The organism is Arthrobacter sp. GMC3 (assembly GCF_002929305.1).
Classification (GTDB): domain Bacteria; phylum Actinomycetota; class Actinomycetes; order Actinomycetales; family Micrococcaceae; genus Specibacter.
The window spans coordinates 271,447-288,604 of the sequence record NZ_PJIO01000001.1 but is presented as its reverse complement, the minus strand read 5'-3'; the positions used below and the strand labels follow the sequence as shown (position 1 = coordinate 288,604).

The 17,158-nt window shown below is 63.3% G+C and carries 15 protein-coding genes; 9 read left to right on the top strand and 6 right to left on the bottom strand.

The window, feature by feature from the left end; all coding sequences use genetic code 11:
- Window positions 1-53 precede the first annotated feature (53 nt).
- The 4 genes from CXQ94_RS01310 (at window position 54) to CXQ94_RS01295 (ending at window position 4,300) form a co-directional block, all read left to right on the top strand.
- Window positions 54-1,370, top strand: coding sequence for an isochorismate synthase MenF (locus CXQ94_RS01310; protein WP_104086416.1), 1,317 nt, complete (start codon window positions 54-56; stop codon window positions 1,368-1,370).
- A 220-nt stretch (window positions 1,371-1,590) separates the two neighbouring features.
- Window positions 1,591-2,529 carry an ABC transporter substrate-binding protein gene (locus CXQ94_RS01305; RefSeq protein ID WP_104086415.1) on the top strand — a complete coding sequence of 313 codons (939 nt, stop codon included), beginning with the start codon at window positions 1,591-1,593 and terminating at the stop codon, window positions 2,527-2,529.
- Window positions 2,526-3,500, top strand: coding sequence for an amino acid ABC transporter permease (locus CXQ94_RS01300; RefSeq protein ID WP_258066534.1), 975 nt, complete (start codon window positions 2,526-2,528; stop codon window positions 3,498-3,500). The genes CXQ94_RS01305 and CXQ94_RS01300 overlap by 4 nt, the downstream gene beginning before the upstream one ends.
- Entirely contained in the window at window positions 3,497-4,300 is an 804-nt protein-coding gene (locus CXQ94_RS01295) for an amino acid ABC transporter ATP-binding protein (RefSeq protein ID WP_104086414.1), read from the top strand. The genes CXQ94_RS01300 and CXQ94_RS01295 overlap by 4 nt, the downstream gene beginning before the upstream one ends.
- Window positions 4,301-4,413: 113 nt before the next feature.
- Here CXQ94_RS01295 and menD read toward each other — a convergent pair whose 3' ends face one another.
- Window positions 4,414-6,141 (bottom strand): 2-succinyl-5-enolpyruvyl-6-hydroxy-3-cyclohexene-1-carboxylic-acid synthase, encoded by a 1,728-nt coding sequence (gene menD / locus CXQ94_RS01290; protein WP_104086413.1) that lies wholly within the window; start codon window positions 6,139-6,141, stop codon window positions 4,414-4,416.
- Between the two features lie 136 nt (window positions 6,142-6,277).
- Between menD and CXQ94_RS01285 the strand changes: the two genes are divergently transcribed.
- A complete protein-coding gene (locus CXQ94_RS01285) occupies window positions 6,278-7,132 on the top strand; it encodes an SGNH/GDSL hydrolase family protein (protein WP_181034023.1) in 855 nt (284 codons plus the stop codon).
- Window positions 7,133-7,148: 16 nt separating this feature from the next.
- Here the strand turns inward: CXQ94_RS01285 and CXQ94_RS01280 are convergent, their stop codons facing one another.
- Entirely contained in the window at window positions 7,149-8,123 is a 975-nt protein-coding gene (locus tag CXQ94_RS01280) for an o-succinylbenzoate synthase (RefSeq protein WP_104086779.1), read from the bottom strand.
- Between the two features lie 59 nt (window positions 8,124-8,182).
- On the opposite strand from CXQ94_RS01280, the gene CXQ94_RS01275 reads away from it, so the two are divergent.
- Entirely contained in the window at window positions 8,183-9,085 is a 903-nt protein-coding gene (locus CXQ94_RS01275; protein WP_104086411.1) for a phosphatase PAP2 family protein, read from the top strand.
- A gap of 25 nt (window positions 9,086-9,110) precedes the next feature.
- On the opposite strand, the gene CXQ94_RS01270 is transcribed toward CXQ94_RS01275, so the two are convergent.
- Genes CXQ94_RS01270 through CXQ94_RS01255 form a run of 4 tightly spaced genes read right to left on the bottom strand, consistent with a single transcriptional unit; the run spans window position 9,111 to window position 13,902 of the window.
- Window positions 9,111-10,310: an MFS transporter gene (locus CXQ94_RS01270; protein ID WP_258066532.1), complete on the bottom strand. Its 1,200-nt coding sequence runs from the start codon at window positions 10,308-10,310 to the stop codon at window positions 9,111-9,113.
- Between the two features lie 60 nt (window positions 10,311-10,370).
- Window positions 10,371-11,663 carry a dihydrolipoamide acetyltransferase family protein gene (locus CXQ94_RS01265; protein ID WP_104086409.1) on the bottom strand — a complete coding sequence of 431 codons (1,293 nt, stop codon included), beginning with the start codon at window positions 11,661-11,663 and terminating at the stop codon, window positions 10,371-10,373.
- Window positions 11,660-12,748, bottom strand: a complete 1,089-nt coding sequence (locus tag CXQ94_RS01260) for an alpha-ketoacid dehydrogenase subunit beta (protein ID WP_104086408.1) — start codon at window positions 12,746-12,748, stop codon at window positions 11,660-11,662. The genes CXQ94_RS01265 and CXQ94_RS01260 overlap by 4 nt, the downstream gene beginning before the upstream one ends.
- Window positions 12,745-13,902 (bottom strand): thiamine pyrophosphate-dependent dehydrogenase E1 component subunit alpha, encoded by a 1,158-nt coding sequence (locus tag CXQ94_RS01255; protein WP_104086407.1) that lies wholly within the window; start codon window positions 13,900-13,902, stop codon window positions 12,745-12,747. The genes CXQ94_RS01260 and CXQ94_RS01255 overlap by 4 nt, the downstream gene beginning before the upstream one ends.
- Window positions 13,903-14,129: 227 nt before the next feature.
- Between CXQ94_RS01255 and CXQ94_RS01250 the strand changes: the two genes are divergently transcribed.
- The 3 genes from CXQ94_RS01250 to CXQ94_RS01240 all read left to right on the top strand — a co-directional run bounded on the left by CXQ94_RS01250 (window position 14,130) and on the right by CXQ94_RS01240 (window position 17,153).
- A complete protein-coding gene (locus CXQ94_RS01250; RefSeq protein ID WP_104086406.1) occupies window positions 14,130-14,576 on the top strand; it encodes an Lrp/AsnC family transcriptional regulator in 447 nt (148 codons plus the stop codon).
- Between the two features lie 110 nt (window positions 14,577-14,686).
- Window positions 14,687-16,351, top strand: coding sequence for an APC family permease (locus CXQ94_RS01245; RefSeq protein WP_104086405.1), 1,665 nt, complete (start codon window positions 14,687-14,689; stop codon window positions 16,349-16,351).
- A gap of 28 nt (window positions 16,352-16,379) precedes the next feature.
- Window positions 16,380-17,153: an isocitrate lyase/phosphoenolpyruvate mutase family protein gene (locus CXQ94_RS01240; protein WP_104086404.1), complete on the top strand. Its 774-nt coding sequence runs from the start codon at window positions 16,380-16,382 to the stop codon at window positions 17,151-17,153.
- Window positions 17,154-17,158: the final 5 nt, after the last annotated feature.

Here is a 17,158-nt window from a genome sequence, read left to right as displayed (position 1 = left end):
CACACCGCGACGCCGCCAATGCCCGGCCCGTCACGGAGTAATCTGGACTCATTATGACTGCTTCCCTGCGCACCCTGACCACGGCCTTGGATGTTGCCGTGCTGGGCGATCTGGCACCCGCGACGGCTTCGCAGCTCCTGCGCCCCGGCACTGATCCGCTGTGTTGGTTGCGTCACGGTGATGGTCTGCTTGGCTTTGGTGAGGCCACCTGCTTTAGCGGGACTGGCCCGAACCGCTTTGTCGACGCCGAACAGTGGTGGAAGTCGCTGCTGGAGCATGCGATCGTCCAGGATCTGGTTAAGGTTCCCGGCAGTGGTGCCATGGCCTTCGGATCTTTTGCGTTTTCCAAAACCAGTTCCCACGAATCCGTGCTGATCGTGCCCGAACTGGTGGTGGGTTCCCGTGACGGTCTATTCTGGCTGACCCAGATCACCACCGACGGAACGGCACCAACAGCTGGCTCGGCGCACGCACGCCTTCGGGCGTTTTTGAACCCGAACAGCAGCGGCACGACGATGGCCTCCTTCCCAGCTGGCACGGTGCGGACCGGGGCCCTGACCGAGGATGAATGGAAACGTTCAGTAGCCGCAGGCGTCCAGGCCATCGGCGAAGGCGGCCTGGAGAAGGTGGTGCTTGCCCGCGATGTTCTCGCCACCTTCGACACACCCGTTGAACGCACCACAATCTTGCAGCGGCTCGTGCAACTCTACGGCGAATGCTGGACGTATGGGGTACGCGGCTTGGTCGGGGCTACACCGGAAATGTTGATCAAGGTTGAGGGGACCACTGCCCGCGCCCGGGTCCTGGCCGGCACCCTGGACCGGGAGGATGAGCCAGCTGGTGCCGTGGGTTTCGCTGCTGCGGTCCTGGGCGGCTCGGCCAAACAGCGCCAGGAACACGATTTTGCTGTCCGCTCCCTCACCCGGCAGCTTGCGCCGTTCGCCAAGGATCTTTCCTTCCCGGCCGAACCATTCATCCTGGAGCTACCCAACGTCTGGCACCTGGCCTCGGATGTGAGCGCCGAACTGGCCGACACCGACGGCCACCTGCCCACTTCTCTGGCACTCGTGGAGGCGCTGCACCCAACGGCCGCCGTGTGCGGAACCCCCCGTGAAACCGCCGGAAAGCTCATTCTGGAGCTGGAAAAGATGGACCGCGGGCCCTACGCCGGACCCGTTGGCTGGCTCGACGGCGCCGGCAACGGCGAATGGGGTATCGCCTTGCGCGGGGCAGTGTTGGAGACAGCACAAACCGTGCGCCTCTACGCAGGGGCTGGCATCGTTGAGGCCTCCGACCCCGACGCGGAACTGGCAGAAACCTGGGCCAAGTTCCGTCCCATGCTGCAGGCCTTGGGCCTGCGCAAGGGCTAAAAAAACACCGTCGCCACTCGCCCAGCCTCTCTCTGACGCCGCATTCCGGCCAGCATCTGGGATTACAGACATGGCCGGATACGTTCGACTTGCCCTTCAGGAACGAAAGTTGTTCACTAGTGAAACGCCGTTTACCGTGATGCAAATCACGCCAGTTGTACACTGAAGTGCAGTTGCTCTGTTCTTTAGATTTGCTCCCGTCGAGAAACTAAGGGTAAAAATGAAAATTTCATCTAAGCTGACTATCCGTCTGGCAGCAGTGGCAGCCGTTGCAGCTCTGGCGCTGAGTGGTTGCACCGACGCTTCCCAGCAGCCGGCACCCGGCTCCACAACAAGTGCAGGCGGAGCAGCCGCATTTGATCCCACCACGGCAGCCAAGGACGACGCCCTGATCGCCTTGCTGCCGGACACGGTCAAGAACAAGACCACTCTGACCGTCGGCTCCGACACCTCCTATGAGCCCGCCGAGTTCCTCGATACCGACGGCCAAACTCCCATCGGTTATGACGTGGACTTTGCCAAAGCCATTGCAGCAACCCTGGGCAAGAAGGCCGAGGTGCAGACTGCTGACTTCTCCAGCATTTTGCCCAAACTTGGCACCGTCTACGACATGGGCATGTCCTCCTTCACCATCACGGCGGAACGTTCCAAGGCAGTGAACTTCATCAGCTACTTCAACGCAGGTGTGCTGTGGGCGGTGCAGAAGGGCAACCCCAAGGGCATCTCCCTGGACAACCTGTGCGGCAAGAAGGTAGGCGTCCAGACAGGCACCGTTGAAGAGGATCCCGACGTTTCGGACCGCTCCAAGGCCTGTGTAGCTGCCGGCAAGCCCGCCATTGACATCGTCTCGCTGAAGAATCAGACAGACGTCACCACCCGCTTGGTGGGTGGCACCATCGACGCCATGAGCGCGGACTCCCCCATCACCCGCAACGCCTTGGCCAAGACCAACGGCCAGCTGGAAACCCTGGGCGACACGTACGACTCGGCCGAGCAGGGCATCGCCATTGCCAAGGACGATCTCGCTTTTGCACAGGTAGTGGAGAAGGTCATGAACAAGCTCATCGCCGACGGAACCTACAAGAAGATCTTGGCGAAGTGGAACAACACTGAGGGCGCCGTCACCACGGCCGTCCTGAACCCCGCGGCAGCGAGTTGAGTAGACTGTCCCGGCGAAACACCGCCTCGATCAAGGCTGCCGACCTGGAATTGATCGACGCGACCCCGGTTCGGCACCCCTGGCGCTGGGTGGGAGCCGCCGTCATCTTGCTCGTTGCCGCCCTGGCAATCCAGTCGATGACAACCAATCCCAAGTTCTATTGGGGAACATTTAGGACTTACCTCTTTGATGTTCTGGTCATTCAAGGTGTCGGCTGGACGCTGATTCTGACAGTCAGCTCCATGGTCATCGCCATTGTTTTGGCGATCCTGCTGGCCTTTATGCGCCAGTCGGAGAACCCGCTGTTCCGCTATGTCTCCTGGGTTTGGGTGTGGTTCTTTAGAGGCACCCCTGTCTACACACAGCTGCTGTTCTGGGGGTCCATCGGAGCCTTGTACCCGAAAATCATTGTGGGCGTCCCGTTCGGACCGGAACTTTTTTCCTGGGACACGGCAACTGTCATCAACGCCACCGTCGCCGCCATTGTGGGCCTGGGCCTGAACGAGTCGGCGTATTTGGCGGAGATTTTCCGGGCAGGCCTGAAATCCGTGGACAACGGGCAAATGGAAGCGGCCGAGGCATTGGGCATGCGCCGCTCCAAGGTCATGTGGCGGATCATCCTGCCGCAGGCCATGCGGGTCATCATTCCCCCCACCGGCAATGAAACCATCGGCATGCTCAAAACCACCTCGCTGGTGCTCGCCGTCCCGTTCACCCTGGACTTGACGTTCGTGACCAACGCTTTGGCCAGTCGCACGTTCCTGCCCATCCCGCTGCTGATGGTGGCCGCGTTCTGGTACCTGCTCATCACCTCAGTGCTGATGGTGGGCCAGTACTACGTTGAGCGGCACTTTGGCAAGGGCGTGGACAACGTCATGAAGGCGCCCGTACAGGCAACCGCTGCCGCCGGGGCAGCCCACACCGCCCCTCCAGCTACAACTGACGGAACCACGGAAGGCGGCAAGCCATGACGGACACCGTTTCAATTAAGGGCCCCGACTCTACCGGCGTGAAGCCGCTGGTGGAGATTCAAGGCGTGCATAAACTCTTCGGCGACCACCATGTCCTCAAAGGCATTGACATGACCGTCAACAGGGGGGAGGTGTCGGTGATCATCGGACCTTCCGGCTCCGGAAAATCCACTCTGCTGCGGTGCATCAACTTGCTGGAAACCATTAGCGCCGGGCGGATCTACGTTCACGATGACCTCATCGGTTTCCGCGATGTCAATGGCAAGCTGCATGACCTGAACACCAAACAGATCGCGGCACAGCGCCGGGAAATCGGCATGGTGTTCCAGCGTTTCAACCTGTTTCCACACAAGACAGCGCTGCAAAACGTGATCGAGGCACCGACTCAGGTCAAGCGTCAGTCGAAGGCCGCGGCCAAGCTCAAGGCGCTTGAACTGCTGGAGATGGTGGGACTGAGCGACCGCGCCAACTTCTACCCGTCCCAGCTATCCGGCGGACAGCAACAGCGCGTGGCTATTGCCCGGGCATTGGCCATGGAGCCGGAGTTGATGCTCTTTGACGAGCCAACCTCGGCCCTTGACCCGGAACTGGTGGGCGATGTCCTGCAGGTCATGAAGGATCTGGCCAAGTCGGGCATGACCATGATCGTGGTGACCCATGAGATTGGCTTTGCCCGCGAAGTCGGTGACACCTTGACCTTCATGGACGCCGGAGTAGTGGTGGAAAGTGGCAACCCGCGCGAGATTATCGCCAACCCGCAACACCACCGGACCAAGGAGTTCCTCAGCCGCGTGCTCTAGCCTCGGGTGGCGGGACAGGCATTTCCTCGGCGACTTTCCGGCTCTCGGCCGCGGGCGGCCTTCGGCCTCCCTGACGTCGCCTCCGGAAACACCCGTCCCGCCACCCCGAAACGCTACCGCTGAAGCGCCTGGCGGATCGTCTCGTGGAGTTCGCGCAGACCTTCGCGGCTCGCTGCCACCTCGATGATGCTGCGCCCCTGAACGGGTGGGGCCAGGGCGGCAGCGAGCTCCGCCGTCGAACGCACCAACGTATGCCGCCAGCCGTAGGCAGTGGCCAACGCGCCAATGTCCACAGTGTGCGGGGTGCCAAAGAAGCGTTCGACGGCGGCCGCATAGTCTGGCGACACGGCAAGTTTTCCGTGTTCTAGAACGGAGAAGATGCCGCCGCCGGAATCGTTGAGCACAATGATTTGCAGCTCCGCCTCCTGTTCACGGCTTCCTTGGAGCAGGGCGCCGGAATCGTGCAAGAAGGTGACATCGCCCAACAGAACGCGGGTGGGTGCCCCGGTTGCCAACGCAATGCCCGCTGCCGTGGAAATGGTGCCATCAATGCCAGCCAGCCCGCGGTTGGCGAAAACGGTTGCACCGGGAAGGCCACCGGTTCCCGTTGAGTCCACGACCATGGGGCGGCCTGCCAGATCCACGTCACGGACGGGATTGGAGGAACCCAGCATGAGATTGCTGCCGGCGTCGGACTGGGCTGTCTCCCAAACCGCGCGGGCAACGGCGGGCCCGCTCACAAGTCCGGGGCTGGCCTGCCCCGCCAGCACGGTATCCAAGGCAATCTCGGCCCGCTGGCCCGCCTCCTGCCAGGATTGGAGCCACCCTTGCGGACCGAACCCGGCAAATCCGACCAGCTGGTCCCACTGGGCCAGCACCAGTTCGGTGCGCCGCCCGGGTTCAAACCAGGAAACGGGGCGCGGCAGGTACAGGGCGCGTTCCACGCCCGCATTGGCGAGCAGTTTTGCCACCTCGCGTGAAAGCGTGGGCCGGCCAAAGACCACAACCCGTTCAATTCCCGCTCCACCGCCGAATTGTTCCAACAGAAGTGTGTAGGGACCAACCGCGTTGGGGCCAAACCGGGCGTTCGACGACGGTTCGGCCAGCAGCGGCAAGCCCAGCATGCGAGCAAAGTACTCAGCGCTAGGACCGGCCCCGTGCCCGGCCAGGACCACGGTCCGGTGGCTGGTGGAGGGGCGGGACATCACCGGTTCCACCCTGGCCGGCTCGCTCGGCGAAGCCATCGTGGGAAGGTCGTGCGCATCAATGACTGGTAACAGGCGTTCCCATTCGGATCCGTCCAGGGCCGGGGTCAACGGGTCCCTGAAGGCAAGGTTGACCTGGGCCGGGCCAGCGGGGATCGCCTCAAGACGGCCCTGGGCTGCGCTAAGAGCGGTGGCGATGGCACTGCTTGGGTCCATTCCCGCGGCGACATCGGTGGCGAAGCGCACGTGCTCTCCGAAAAGGTCCAACTGCACCGTGGTCTGGTTGGCGCCGGTGCCGCGCAGTTCCTCGGGCCTGTCCGCGGAGAGCACCAACAAGGGCGTCCCGCTGTGGTCGGCTTCCATCACCGCGGGCATGAGGTTGCCAACGGCTGTACCCGAGGTTGTCAGGACGGCGACAGGGGTGCGGGAGCCTTGGGCCAGCCCCAACGCGGTAAAAGCTGCAACACGCTCGTCGATGCGAACATGGGTGGTGATGCGGCCGTCGGCTTCCGCCTCGGCAAGCGCATAGACCAGCGGCGCGCTCCGGGATCCGGGGGCAATCACCACGTGCAGGACCCCAGCCCGTTCCAGTGCATCCACTACGTACCGGGCGGCATCCATCGAACTAAGCATCATCACGGAACCATCTAATCACCGTCCGCGCCCAACCCTCGACTAAAAGTGTTGCCCCTCACCGTCACGGGAGGCGGGAAAACCCCGTGGTGGATATAGAGTTACCGGTGATCTTACGGCAGCAATGAAGGGCACCAACATGGCATACGGACGTATCGCACGCAAGGGGGCGAGCCTTCTCGTTTGCATCGTGACGCTCTCCGGCTGCGGGGTCGCCGTTTCGGAGAGCAGGCCCATTGTTGCCGACCCGGTGACAACACAGGCCACCTCGCCCGCCACCGATGCGACCACGGGCCGGCAGTCACCACCGGAAGAGGCAGTCAGTCCCTGGGATCTTCCCACGGGCGCGTTGTACGTGAACCCGATCTCGGGCCGCAAGGAAATCATCGACCCTGGGGTCACCCGCTCCGCTGTGCTTATTGGCGATTCCCAATCGGGGGGCGCGGCAGGCGTCAAAGCCGCCGACACCTGGGTGGGGCGTGGTCTCGCGGCACGCGGGTACAAGGTGCGTATGATCGCCGTTGGTGGTACCGGATTCGTCTCAAGCATCGCTGCCTGGCCCAACTATCCAGATGCCGTGGAAAGCGGCAGCGCCGTGCTTCCCTTCGGAAATCCGGCCCTCGTGGTGGTCCAGGGCGGCGGCAATGATGCCTCCCGTGGCGTACCCGACTCCGAGATCCTCAGCAACGCCGCCAGGCTACTGGCGGACCTGAAAGTCACCTATCCACGCTCCAAGTTCCTGTTCATCGGCACACTGGCGAAAAGCAGCGCCGACGGCGGCGGCCGGCGAACCCAGGTTGACACCCTGCTGGCCGGTTTTGCCCAACGGAATGGGCTGAACTTTATCAGCGCAGGCGACTGGGTGACCCGCTATGGCTTGGGCGGAAAAATGGCCGACAGCGTGCACCTGAACAGCGAAGGCCACAAGGTCCTAGCGGGTGTGCTCAGCGACGAACTCACCTCGCTGGGACTCAACGGACCCGCCGCAAAATAGCTCTGGTGAGCTTCCCTTACAACAGGGCGTGGGTGCGGCGCAGCCGATCGAGCCACCAGTCGCGACGCTCGGGAGGTGCCGCAAATTTGGCCAACAAGGCTGGCGTGGCCACCACGTCCCGCACGGCCAGTCCCCCGGAAATCGCCACCAGGCTATCGCTGACGACGTCGGCTGCCATCAGCGATACGGTGCCCAGGCCGCAGGCGTAGTCCAGCTTGGGAAGAGCCGCGGCAAGGGCCACGCCGGCCCTGATCCCCACGGAGGACTCCAGGGCGGAGCTGACCACGGCCGGAAGACCCGCCTCGGCCACGATTTCAAGGGCGCGCCGCACGCCTCCCAGCGGCGCGGCTTTCACTACTAGAAGGTCGGCGGCGCCCGCCCGGGCCACGGCCAGCGGATCGGAGGCTTTGCGCACACTTTCATCGGCGGCGATCAAAACCGCCCCGCTCAAGGCTCGCCGAACAGCCGCCATCTCAGGTACTGAGGCAACAGGCTGCTCGGCATATTCCAAACCAAACACCGAAAGCATCCGCAGCGCCTGCACAGCCTGGTCCACGTCCCAGCCACCGTTGGCATCCACCCGGATCCGGGCATCCGGCAATAGATGCCGTACGGCACCCACCCGGGCAGCATCCTGGGCCAGGGATTGCCCGGGCTCGGCGACTTTGATCTTGACCGTGTGGAGGGCGTCGTAGGCGCCCAAAATGCCGGCCACCTCGGCCGGCTCAACCGCCGGGACAGTGGCGTTTACGGGCACCCAGTCCCTGACGGTTGCCGGATATCCATGCCAGCCCGCCTCCACTGCCGAGGCCAGCCACATGGCCGACTCGACGTCGTCGTACTCCAGGAACGGGCCGAACTCCGCCCACCCGGCCGGCCCCTCAAAAAGCATCACCTCACGCTCGGTGACGCCGCGAAATTTCACCCGCATGGGCAGGGTGACCACGTGGGCGGCGGCTTGGAGTTCCTCAAGGGACGGTACGGAAAGCATGAGTTCACTGTAGCGCTCCCGCCAGCTGGCTCCCATGAAACTGTGGGAACCTTAGGAGGATGATTAAGCACGCCGCACGCTCGCCCTCTGGATCCCGTACGCCGGGCAGAGGCCACATCCCGGCCGCGCCATTCATGGTCGCGGCGGCCATTTCACTTGCCGGGCTCGTAGTAACGTACATGTTTTTCATCAAGCGAGCCGCCGGCCAGTTCCTGGACGAGTCCGCCCTGGTGGAGGCAGCCGTGCCGCGGCGGATCATCGGCGTGCAGTCGTCGCAAGTCTTGGATTCCTTGCCCGCGACCTCGGTGGTGATCTCCGTGATCGTGGTGCTGTTCGTCACCCTGGCCCGGCGGCGCTGGAAGGCAGCCGGGATCGCGTTGGCCGCCATGGCCGCGGCAAACCTGACCACACAACTTTTCAAGTTCGGCCTGCCGGACAGGCCCAGCCTTGGCGTCACCACCCTGACACTGAACTCCTTACCATCAGGCCACAGCACCATCGCGGCCAGCGCGGCGGCGGCCGTTTTCCTGGTCGTCTCCCCCCGGTGGCGCCCGGTGGCGGCTTTTGCTGGCGGCAGCTACGCCGTGGTGGTGGGCGTGGCAACAGTGATCAACCAGTGGCACCGGCCCTCAGACGTCATGGCGGCCTTCTTCGTCGTGGCCTTGTGGACAAGCCTGGCGGGCCTGGTCATCGTGCGCACCGGACCCCAATGGAATGTGTGGCTTGGCGCCTCCCAACATTGGGCCTCCAGCCGCTGGTGGGTCGCCACATGCTCTGCGCTGGCACTGGTAGCCGGGATTTTCACGGTGCTGATCCTGCGCTCCGTGGCAGCCGACCCGAGCAGCAGCACCACTAGCTACTTCCTTGCCGGGGTGGGGCAGATTGTGCTGGTGGGGTATGGTTTGGCCGCGGCCGGGACTCTGCTGCTGACCCTCCCCGTTCGACGCCGTTCCTCCCGCTAGCCTGGCCTGGAAACCTGAGTCTGGGCTATTGGCGGGCAATGGGTTTGTTGCGCGGCACCCAGTAGCCCAGGACGGCGGCGGCGGCCAATCCCAATAATCCTGTGGCCGCAATGCCGAAGGACAGCGTCACTGCTGCGCTAAGCCCGGCCAGGATGGCGGGTCCGCTGGAGCCGCCGACGTCGGAGATCAACCGCCAAATCCCCAGGAATTGTGCCCTGCCGTGGCGTGGTGAGTAGTCTGCGCCAAGGGTCATGATCAATCCGGAACCTATGCCGTTGCCGAAGCCGATCAACAGCGCCACGAGCATCAGGGAGACCGGGCCGGTGGTTAGCGGCATGAGCAGCAATGAGATCCCCATCAGGGCCATCGACGGAACGGCAACCCAGATGCGCCCTTTCCTGTCCATGACCTTGCCCGCAGGGTAGAACACCAGCATGTCGATGGCCCCGGACAGGCCGTAAATGAGTGATGTCACCGCCGGGTTCAGTCCCAGACTGTCGGCCCATAGCGGCACCACCACCTGTCGTGAGGATCTCACGGCGCTGACCAGGAGCACGCCAATTCCCACTGTCAGGAATACTTTTTGATGTGTCACCATCAGCGAACGGATGGTGGGCTTGGGCGCGGTGGAGGGCACCCCGTGGGCACTGACAAGGTCTGGAAGCCACCAGGCAAGCGCGCCAGCACCTGCGACGGCGACCGCCGCCACCCAATACGCTCCGGCCAAGCCCACCAGGTGGATGACCAGCGCGCCAATGAATGGCCCGACAAACAGTCCGATCCTGCCCACCCCACCCAGGGTGGACATGGCCCGGGCCCGGAGCAATGGCGGCACGGCCTCCGTCAAATAGCTTTGGCGGGCCAGATTGAACACCGCTGAGGCCGCACCGATCAGGAAGACGCCGACGCCAAATTGTGGCAAGGCTGTGGCAAAAACACACAACAGCAGGGCGCACAGGCTAAGGGCGGCGGCGCCCACCATGCCAACCCGTTCGCCAAATTTCGCCGTAATGATGGAGGCCGGAATATTGCTCACAAGCGACCCAATACCAATCAGGGCCACCACTAGGGCGGCACCTGCCAGCGTGGAACCCATCCCGCGGGCGCTCAGCGGGATGATGGGCAGTATTGCGCCCTCACCAATGCCGAACAGCAGGGATGGCCCAAACGCCGGAATGGCAATGGACCACAGGTTAAAATCGCTGGGCGAGGCATTCTTAGTCACTGCCCCCACTGTAGTCCTGCCCAGGCCGGCCTTTCGCAGGGCGCCTACCAAGGACAGGCGCTACAGATCCGCGAGGACTCCCGCGGGGTCTTCCATGGCGTCTGCAATGAAGCGCAGGAACCCCGCGGCCACGGCGCCGTCGCACACCCGGTGGTCGAAGGCGAGCGTCAACTCGGTCATTTTACGCACGCAGAGCTCCCCCTTCACCACCCATGGCTTGTCAACGATCCGGCCAATCCCCAGCATGGCGACTTCCGGGTAGTTGATGATCGCCGCCGAGCCATCCACCCCGAATACGCCATAGTTGTTCAGCGTGAAGGTGCCGCCGCTCAGTTCCGCAGGGCTCGCTTTTCCCGCCCGGACGGTGTCAGCCAACTCCTTGATCGCGGCGTTGAGCTCTGTGGCGCTGCGGCCCTGAGCCCCGCGCACAACGGGCACTACCAGCCCCCTATCGGTTTGTGTGGCGAAGCCTAGGTTGATGCCGTCAAAGGAGACTTGGGTGTCCACGCCGTTTTCGCTCACCAACTGGGTGTTCAGCTGCGGGAACCGGGCCAGGGCAGCAACCGCGAACCGTGCCACAAAGGCAAGAATGCTCGGCGATTCGCCGGTCCGTGATTTCAATGCGGCGCGCACGTCCAGCAAGGCCGTGGCATCGACATCCACCCAAACGGTGGCCTCGGGGATTTCCCTGCGGCTCCTGGTGAAGGCTGCCGCGGCGGCCTTTTTCACACCAGTCAGTGGCGTACGTGCCAGGACCGGCAGCCCTGTCCGGGCGTCGACGGCGGCTGACGCGCCTTCACCGTGCTGCGGTATTGACGGCGCCTGGAGTGTCTCCGGGGAGTCCACGGTAAGGGATGCCGACACGGCAGCCTCGACGTCGCGGCGCAGGATCAGCCCACCATCCCCGGAACCTCGGATGTCACCGAGCACCAGACCGTTCTGGTGCGCCATCTTGCGCACCAACGGTGAGATCACCAGGGGTGCGGTGCCACCAACCGGCGGCGGCTGCGACACCTGCGGCGAGGCATTGAGCCGCGAGGGACGGGTTCGCCCCGGCCCGCCGTGTGCTGAGGTCCCGTAGCCGATCAGGACATTCCCAGAGCCGTCTGAATCCGCGGCAGCCACGGAGATCAGCGGTTTGCCGACTTCCAGGGTGTCCCCCTCGGCGCCGTGCAGTTCTTGCACCACGCCTTCAAAAGGTGACGGCACCTCAACCACCGATTTGGCGGTTTCCACCTCGGCGATGGGTTGGTCGATATGTACCGATTCACCCACCCCTACCAGCCAGGTCACTAGTTCCGCCTCTACCAGGCCCTCGCCAAGGTCGGGCAGCAGGAAAACTTGCAGACTCATGATTGCTCCCACTGAAGTTGGTCAACGGCGTCCAGAATCCTGTCCACGCCTGGCAGATAGTACTTTTCAAGTCGTGGTGCGGGGTACGGGATGTCGAACCCGGTCACGCGCAGCACGGGTGCGGCGAGGGAATGGAAGCAGCGTTCCTGAACGCGGGCCACAATCTCGGCGGCCATGGAGGCGAACCCGGGGGCTTCGGCGATGACAATGGCCCGGCCGGTGGAGCGCACGGCGGCGCTGACAGTCTCGTCGTCGAACGGGACGAGGGAACGCACGTCAATCACTTGCAGTGAATGTCCCTCGTTTGCCGCGGTTTCGGCGGCTGCGAGCGCAGCGGCTACGGAGGGCCCGTAGGCGATCAAGGTTGCGTCGGTGCCTTCTCGGGCAATGACGGCCTTGCCGATGCTGGAAGGTACGCCGTTGGCGCCGTCGTACCTTGCCCGCAGCGCGTCCAGGTCCACGGTGTCCTTGGAGAAGTAGAGCTTCTTGGGCTCCAGGAAGATCACGGGATCCGGGCTGGCGATGGCGTCGCGAAGCATGCTGTAGGCATCGCTGACCGTGGAAGGCGTGAGTACTGTCAGGCCCGGGGTGTGGACGTAGTAGGCCTCGGAGGAGTCGCAGTGGTGCTCCACTCCCCCGATCCCGCCGGCGTAGGGGATGCGGATAACCATCGGCAGGCGGACCGCGCCGCGGGTGCGGTTGCCCATTTTCGCCACATGGCTGGTGATCTGCTCAAACGCCGGGTAGGCGAAGGCGTCGAACTGCATCTCCACCACCGGTTTCATGCCGTTGATTGCCATGCCTGTGGCCATGCCGATGATGCCGGATTCGGCCAGTGGCGTGTCAAAGCAGCGTTCTTCACCAAAGGTGCGGGTCAGCCCGTCGGTCACCCGGAACACCCCGCCCAGGGTACCCACGTCCTCGCCAAACACCAGCACGGAAGCGTCGGCGGCCATGGCGTCGGACATGGCCAGGGTCAGTGCCTTGGCGAAGGTGATGTTCTGAATACCGGTCAGTGTGGGCTCGACGCCGGACGTGCTGGCTTCGGCGTTCCCTGCAGGATTCCTGTTAGCCATGGTGGTCATGATGGCGCTCCTTGAAGTGGCTGACTGGCGGCAAGTTCATCGGCCAGCATGTGGGCCTGTTCGCGCAATTGCGCCGTGGGCTCGGAATACACATATTTGAAGAGCTCGGCGGGATCGGGGGCGGTCTCGGTGTTGAGCCCGTCCCGGATGGTTTTGGCTAGCTGTTCGGCGGCTGCGGCGAAACGCTCGGTGTCGGCGGCACCCAAGAGACCGGCGTCGGCCAGGTACTTTTGCAAACGCAGCAGCGGATCCTTCGGCACCCACTGGGCCACCTCCTCGGCGCTACGGTACCGGGTGGCGTCGTCGGCGTTGGTGTGCGCCTCCATCCTGTACGTGTGCGCTTCCACCAGGGAGGGGCCGCCGCCGTCCCGCGCCCGTTCCACCGCATGGCCGAGCACGGCAAGCAACGCCGCCAGGTCATTGCCGTCCACGCGTTCCCCGGGCATGCCGTACCCCACAGCCTTGTGCGCCAGCGATGGAGCCACGGATTGGTGAATGAGCGGGACCGAGATGGCGTACTGGTTGTTTTGGATCAGAAAGACCACCGGAACATGGAAAACGGCCGCAAAATTCAGGGCCTCATGGAAGTCGCCTTCACTGGTGGCACCGTCGCCACAGAGGGCCAGCACCACGGTGTCCTCGCCGCGCAGTTTTGCCGCGTGCGCCACGCCCACTGCATGCAGCAACTGGGTGGCGAGTGGGGTGGTGGGCAGTCCCGTGTTGTATTGGTTCGGGTCGAAGCCGCTGTGCCAGTCGCCGCGCAAGGACTCAAACGCCTCCATGGGGGCAACCCCGCGCCCCAGCACGGCAACGGTGTCGCGGTAGGTGGGAAAGAGCCAGTCACTGGCACGCAGGCACATGTCCGCCGCCACCTGACAGGCTTCTTGACCGTACGACGACGGGTACACCGCCATCCGTCCCTGCCGCACCAAGGCACCGGCCTGCTCATTGACGCGACGTCCCACCACAAGGCGTTCATACCCTTGCCGGAGCGAGTCACTTTGGGGGAACACATACTGTTCCTTAAACCCCCCGGTGGGTGCCAACGTGCCCGCGGGCGTGATCAGCTGGACGGGCGTGCCGGACGGCAGCAAGTAGTCCTCGGCCTGGCCAGGGTGGGCACCGTCGCCCACATTTTCCGGATGGTTCGTCATCGAATTCCACTCCCTTCCAAGGGTCAAACAGCCAAAGATGTTCCGTCCCATCAGTATGGAATTGAAATACCTTTTGTATCCACAAAGCCGGGAAACTCTGGATATTTGCTACCCCAAGCCATACTCTGAGAGACATAACAGCAAGGTGATGCGGCTTACATATACAGCTTGTCTCGCCGCAGTTCACTGGCCCACGCAGAAACTGGCCCACGCAGAAAAGGAAAACTATGACTGGTACCGCACCTCTCGACGATGTAGACCGGAAGATCATCGCCGAGCTGACTCGCGACGGCCGGATGTCGGTGTCCGCGGTGGCTGAAAACGTGCATATCTCACGGGCGCACGCCTACGCCCGGATTTCCAAGCTCACCTCAACGGGAGTCCTGACCAAATTCACCGCCCTCGTGGACCCCGTCAAGGCAGGGCTTAAGTCCTCGGCCTATGTAACGCTGAAGGTCAGCCAGCATTCGTGGCGAAAACTGCGTGAGGACCTGCGCGCCATCCCCGAAGTCCAGCACATTGCGCTGGTGGGTGGCGATTTCGATGTGATCTTACTGGTTCGCGCCGAGGATAATTTGGGCCTGCGCCGGGTCATTTTTGACCAGTTGCAATCCATGCCCGGAGTGCTGGATACGCAGACCTTCCTGATCTTCGAGGACCTTGACACCCGTTGAGGGAGGAATTATCCATGAGTATGCCGTGAATAACAAGACTTCCATTGATTTTTTCGCCATCTGGGCGCATTCTGGTGCGGCGGGGGGATTTGAAAATTTGGGAGCAAATCATGACAACCGTGCAAAAACCTGTGCCGCCCCAAAGCTCTCGGCCAGGATTGAAACGTGAAATTGGTTTTATCGGGCTCCTCTGGGCGTCCACCGGTTCCATCATCGGATCCGGTTGGCTGTTCGGGGCAAAGGATGCCCTGCAAATAGCCGGTCCTGCCGCCATCATCTCCTGGGTGATCGGCGGCATCTGCATTTTGATCTTGGCCCTGCCGCACGCCGAACTGGGCGGCATGTACCCGGTTTCTGGTGGCACGGCCCGCTTCCCGCACTACGCCTTTGGCGGCGCGGTGGGAGCATCATTTGGCTGGTTCTCCTGGGTTCAGGCCGCCACCGTGGCCCCGATCGAGGTCCAGGCCATCATCAACTACGCCGGCCACTACGCCTTCGCCACCTCCTGGCTGGTCATCAAACAAACATCCGCCGGCCCTCAACCCACACTGACCGGCAGCGGCCTGGCCGTGGCCATTTTGCTCATGGCTGCGGTCACTGCCATCAACTTTCTGAGCATCAAGAAGCTGGCAACAGTGAACAGTGCCGCAACCTGGTGGAAGGTGGGCGTGCCGCTGCTGACCATCTTCATGCTGGCTGTCTTCAACTTCCATCCCGGTAATTTCACCGCGGCCAACGGCTTTGCTCCCGACGGCGTCAAGGGCATCCTGTCCGCCGTCTCCACCGGTGGCATCATCTTTGCCTTGCTGGGATTTGAACAGGCCGACCAGCTGGCAGGCGAGAGTAAAACCCCGAAACGGGATATTCCACGGGCCGTGATCGGTTCCACCGTCATCGGCATCATCATCTACTTGCTGGTGCAGTTCGCATTTCTGGTGGCGCTGCCGTCCTCGCAAATCGGCACCACCTGGAAGGACGGCCTGTACACCACCATGACGGGCCCGTTCGCCCAGTTGGCCACCCTTGTGGGCTTTGGCTGGCTTGCCTCCATCCTCTACATTGACGCCCTTATATCCCCCGCGGGAACCGCTCTGATCTACTTCACGGCGTCATCCCGCGTCTCCTACGGTCTGAGCCGCAACGGCTACGTGCCGGTGGTGTTTGAAAAGACCAACAAGGCCGGGGTGCCGTGGGTGGGGCTGATCGCGGCGTTCATCATCGGCTGCATTTGCTTCCTGCCCTTCCCCACCTGGCAGTCGATCGTCGGATTGATCACCAGCGCCAGTGTGCTGATGTACGCCGGCGCCCCACTGGCCCTTGGCGTGTTCCGGCGCAAACTACCCAACGAGGAACGGCCCTACCGGCTGCCCGGCGCCACGTTCATGTCGCCCCTGGCCTTCGTGATCGCGAACCTGCTCATCCTGTGGACGGGCTGGAACACCGACTGGAAACTGGGCATTGCGATCTTGATCGGCTACGTTGTCCTGATCGTCAACCGCGTGTTCAACCTGAACCCGACCAAGCCGGCCATGGATTGGAAGGCCGCCCAATGGCTGCCCGTCTACCTGGTGGGCATGGGCCTGATCGTGTACCTCAGCGACTTCGGACCGCTGGCGCGCCCGTGGTTCCCGCTGTACTGGGACATCCTGGCGACGGCCGTCTTTAGCGTCGTCATCTACTTCTGGGCCATCCACGTTTCCCTGGACGCCGAACAAATTCACAAGATGGCCAGCGCCGTGGTGCTGGAGGAAGAACCTCAACCGGGGATGGCGTAGTGGTTCGCTGCGGGGATAGGCTCGAGCCATGAGCACAGCAAGCAAAGCAACTGAACTGCTCCGGCTCCACCAAGCCCCGGAAATCCTGCAACTGGCCAATGTGTGGGACGTGATCAGCACCAAGGTCATCTCGGATCTGCCCGGCACCAAGGCGCTGGCCACGGCCAGCCATTCCATTGCCGCCTCCTATGGTTATGAGGATGGCGAATGCATCCCGCTGGCGACCATGATCGAGGCCGTGGGACGGATTGCCGCGGCCACCGAGCTTCCCGTCACGGCGGACCTTGAGGCTGGCTACGGGAATCCGGGCGAGACCATCCGCCGTGCCGTTGGGGTGGGCATTGTTGGCGCCAATATCGAGGACCAGATGCGCCCGCTGGCCCAGGCCGTTGCGCAGATGAAGCAAGCCGCCGACGCCGGTGCCGCCGAGGGGATCGACTTTGTCCTCAATGCCCGTACCGACGCGTTCTTGCGCGGCGCCGACCGCGATCCGAGGGAGGTGCTGGAGGCCGCCGTCGAGCGCGGAAAAGCGTACTTGGAGGTCGGGGCAAGCTGCGTCTTTGTCCCCGGAAAGCTCGACGAACACACGGTCAAGGCACTCGTGGCTGGTATCGGCTGGGGCAAGGTCAGCGTCATCAACGTGCCCGGCTCGCTCACACCGTCGGCCTTGGAGGCGTTGGGTGTGGCCCGAATTTCCTATGGCCCGTGGATCCAGCGGATTGCGCTGACGGCCATTGCCGACGCCGCCACGGCACTGATGAACGACGGCGTCCTGCCGGAGGGGACCCGGCCACTGAACTGAGGCTC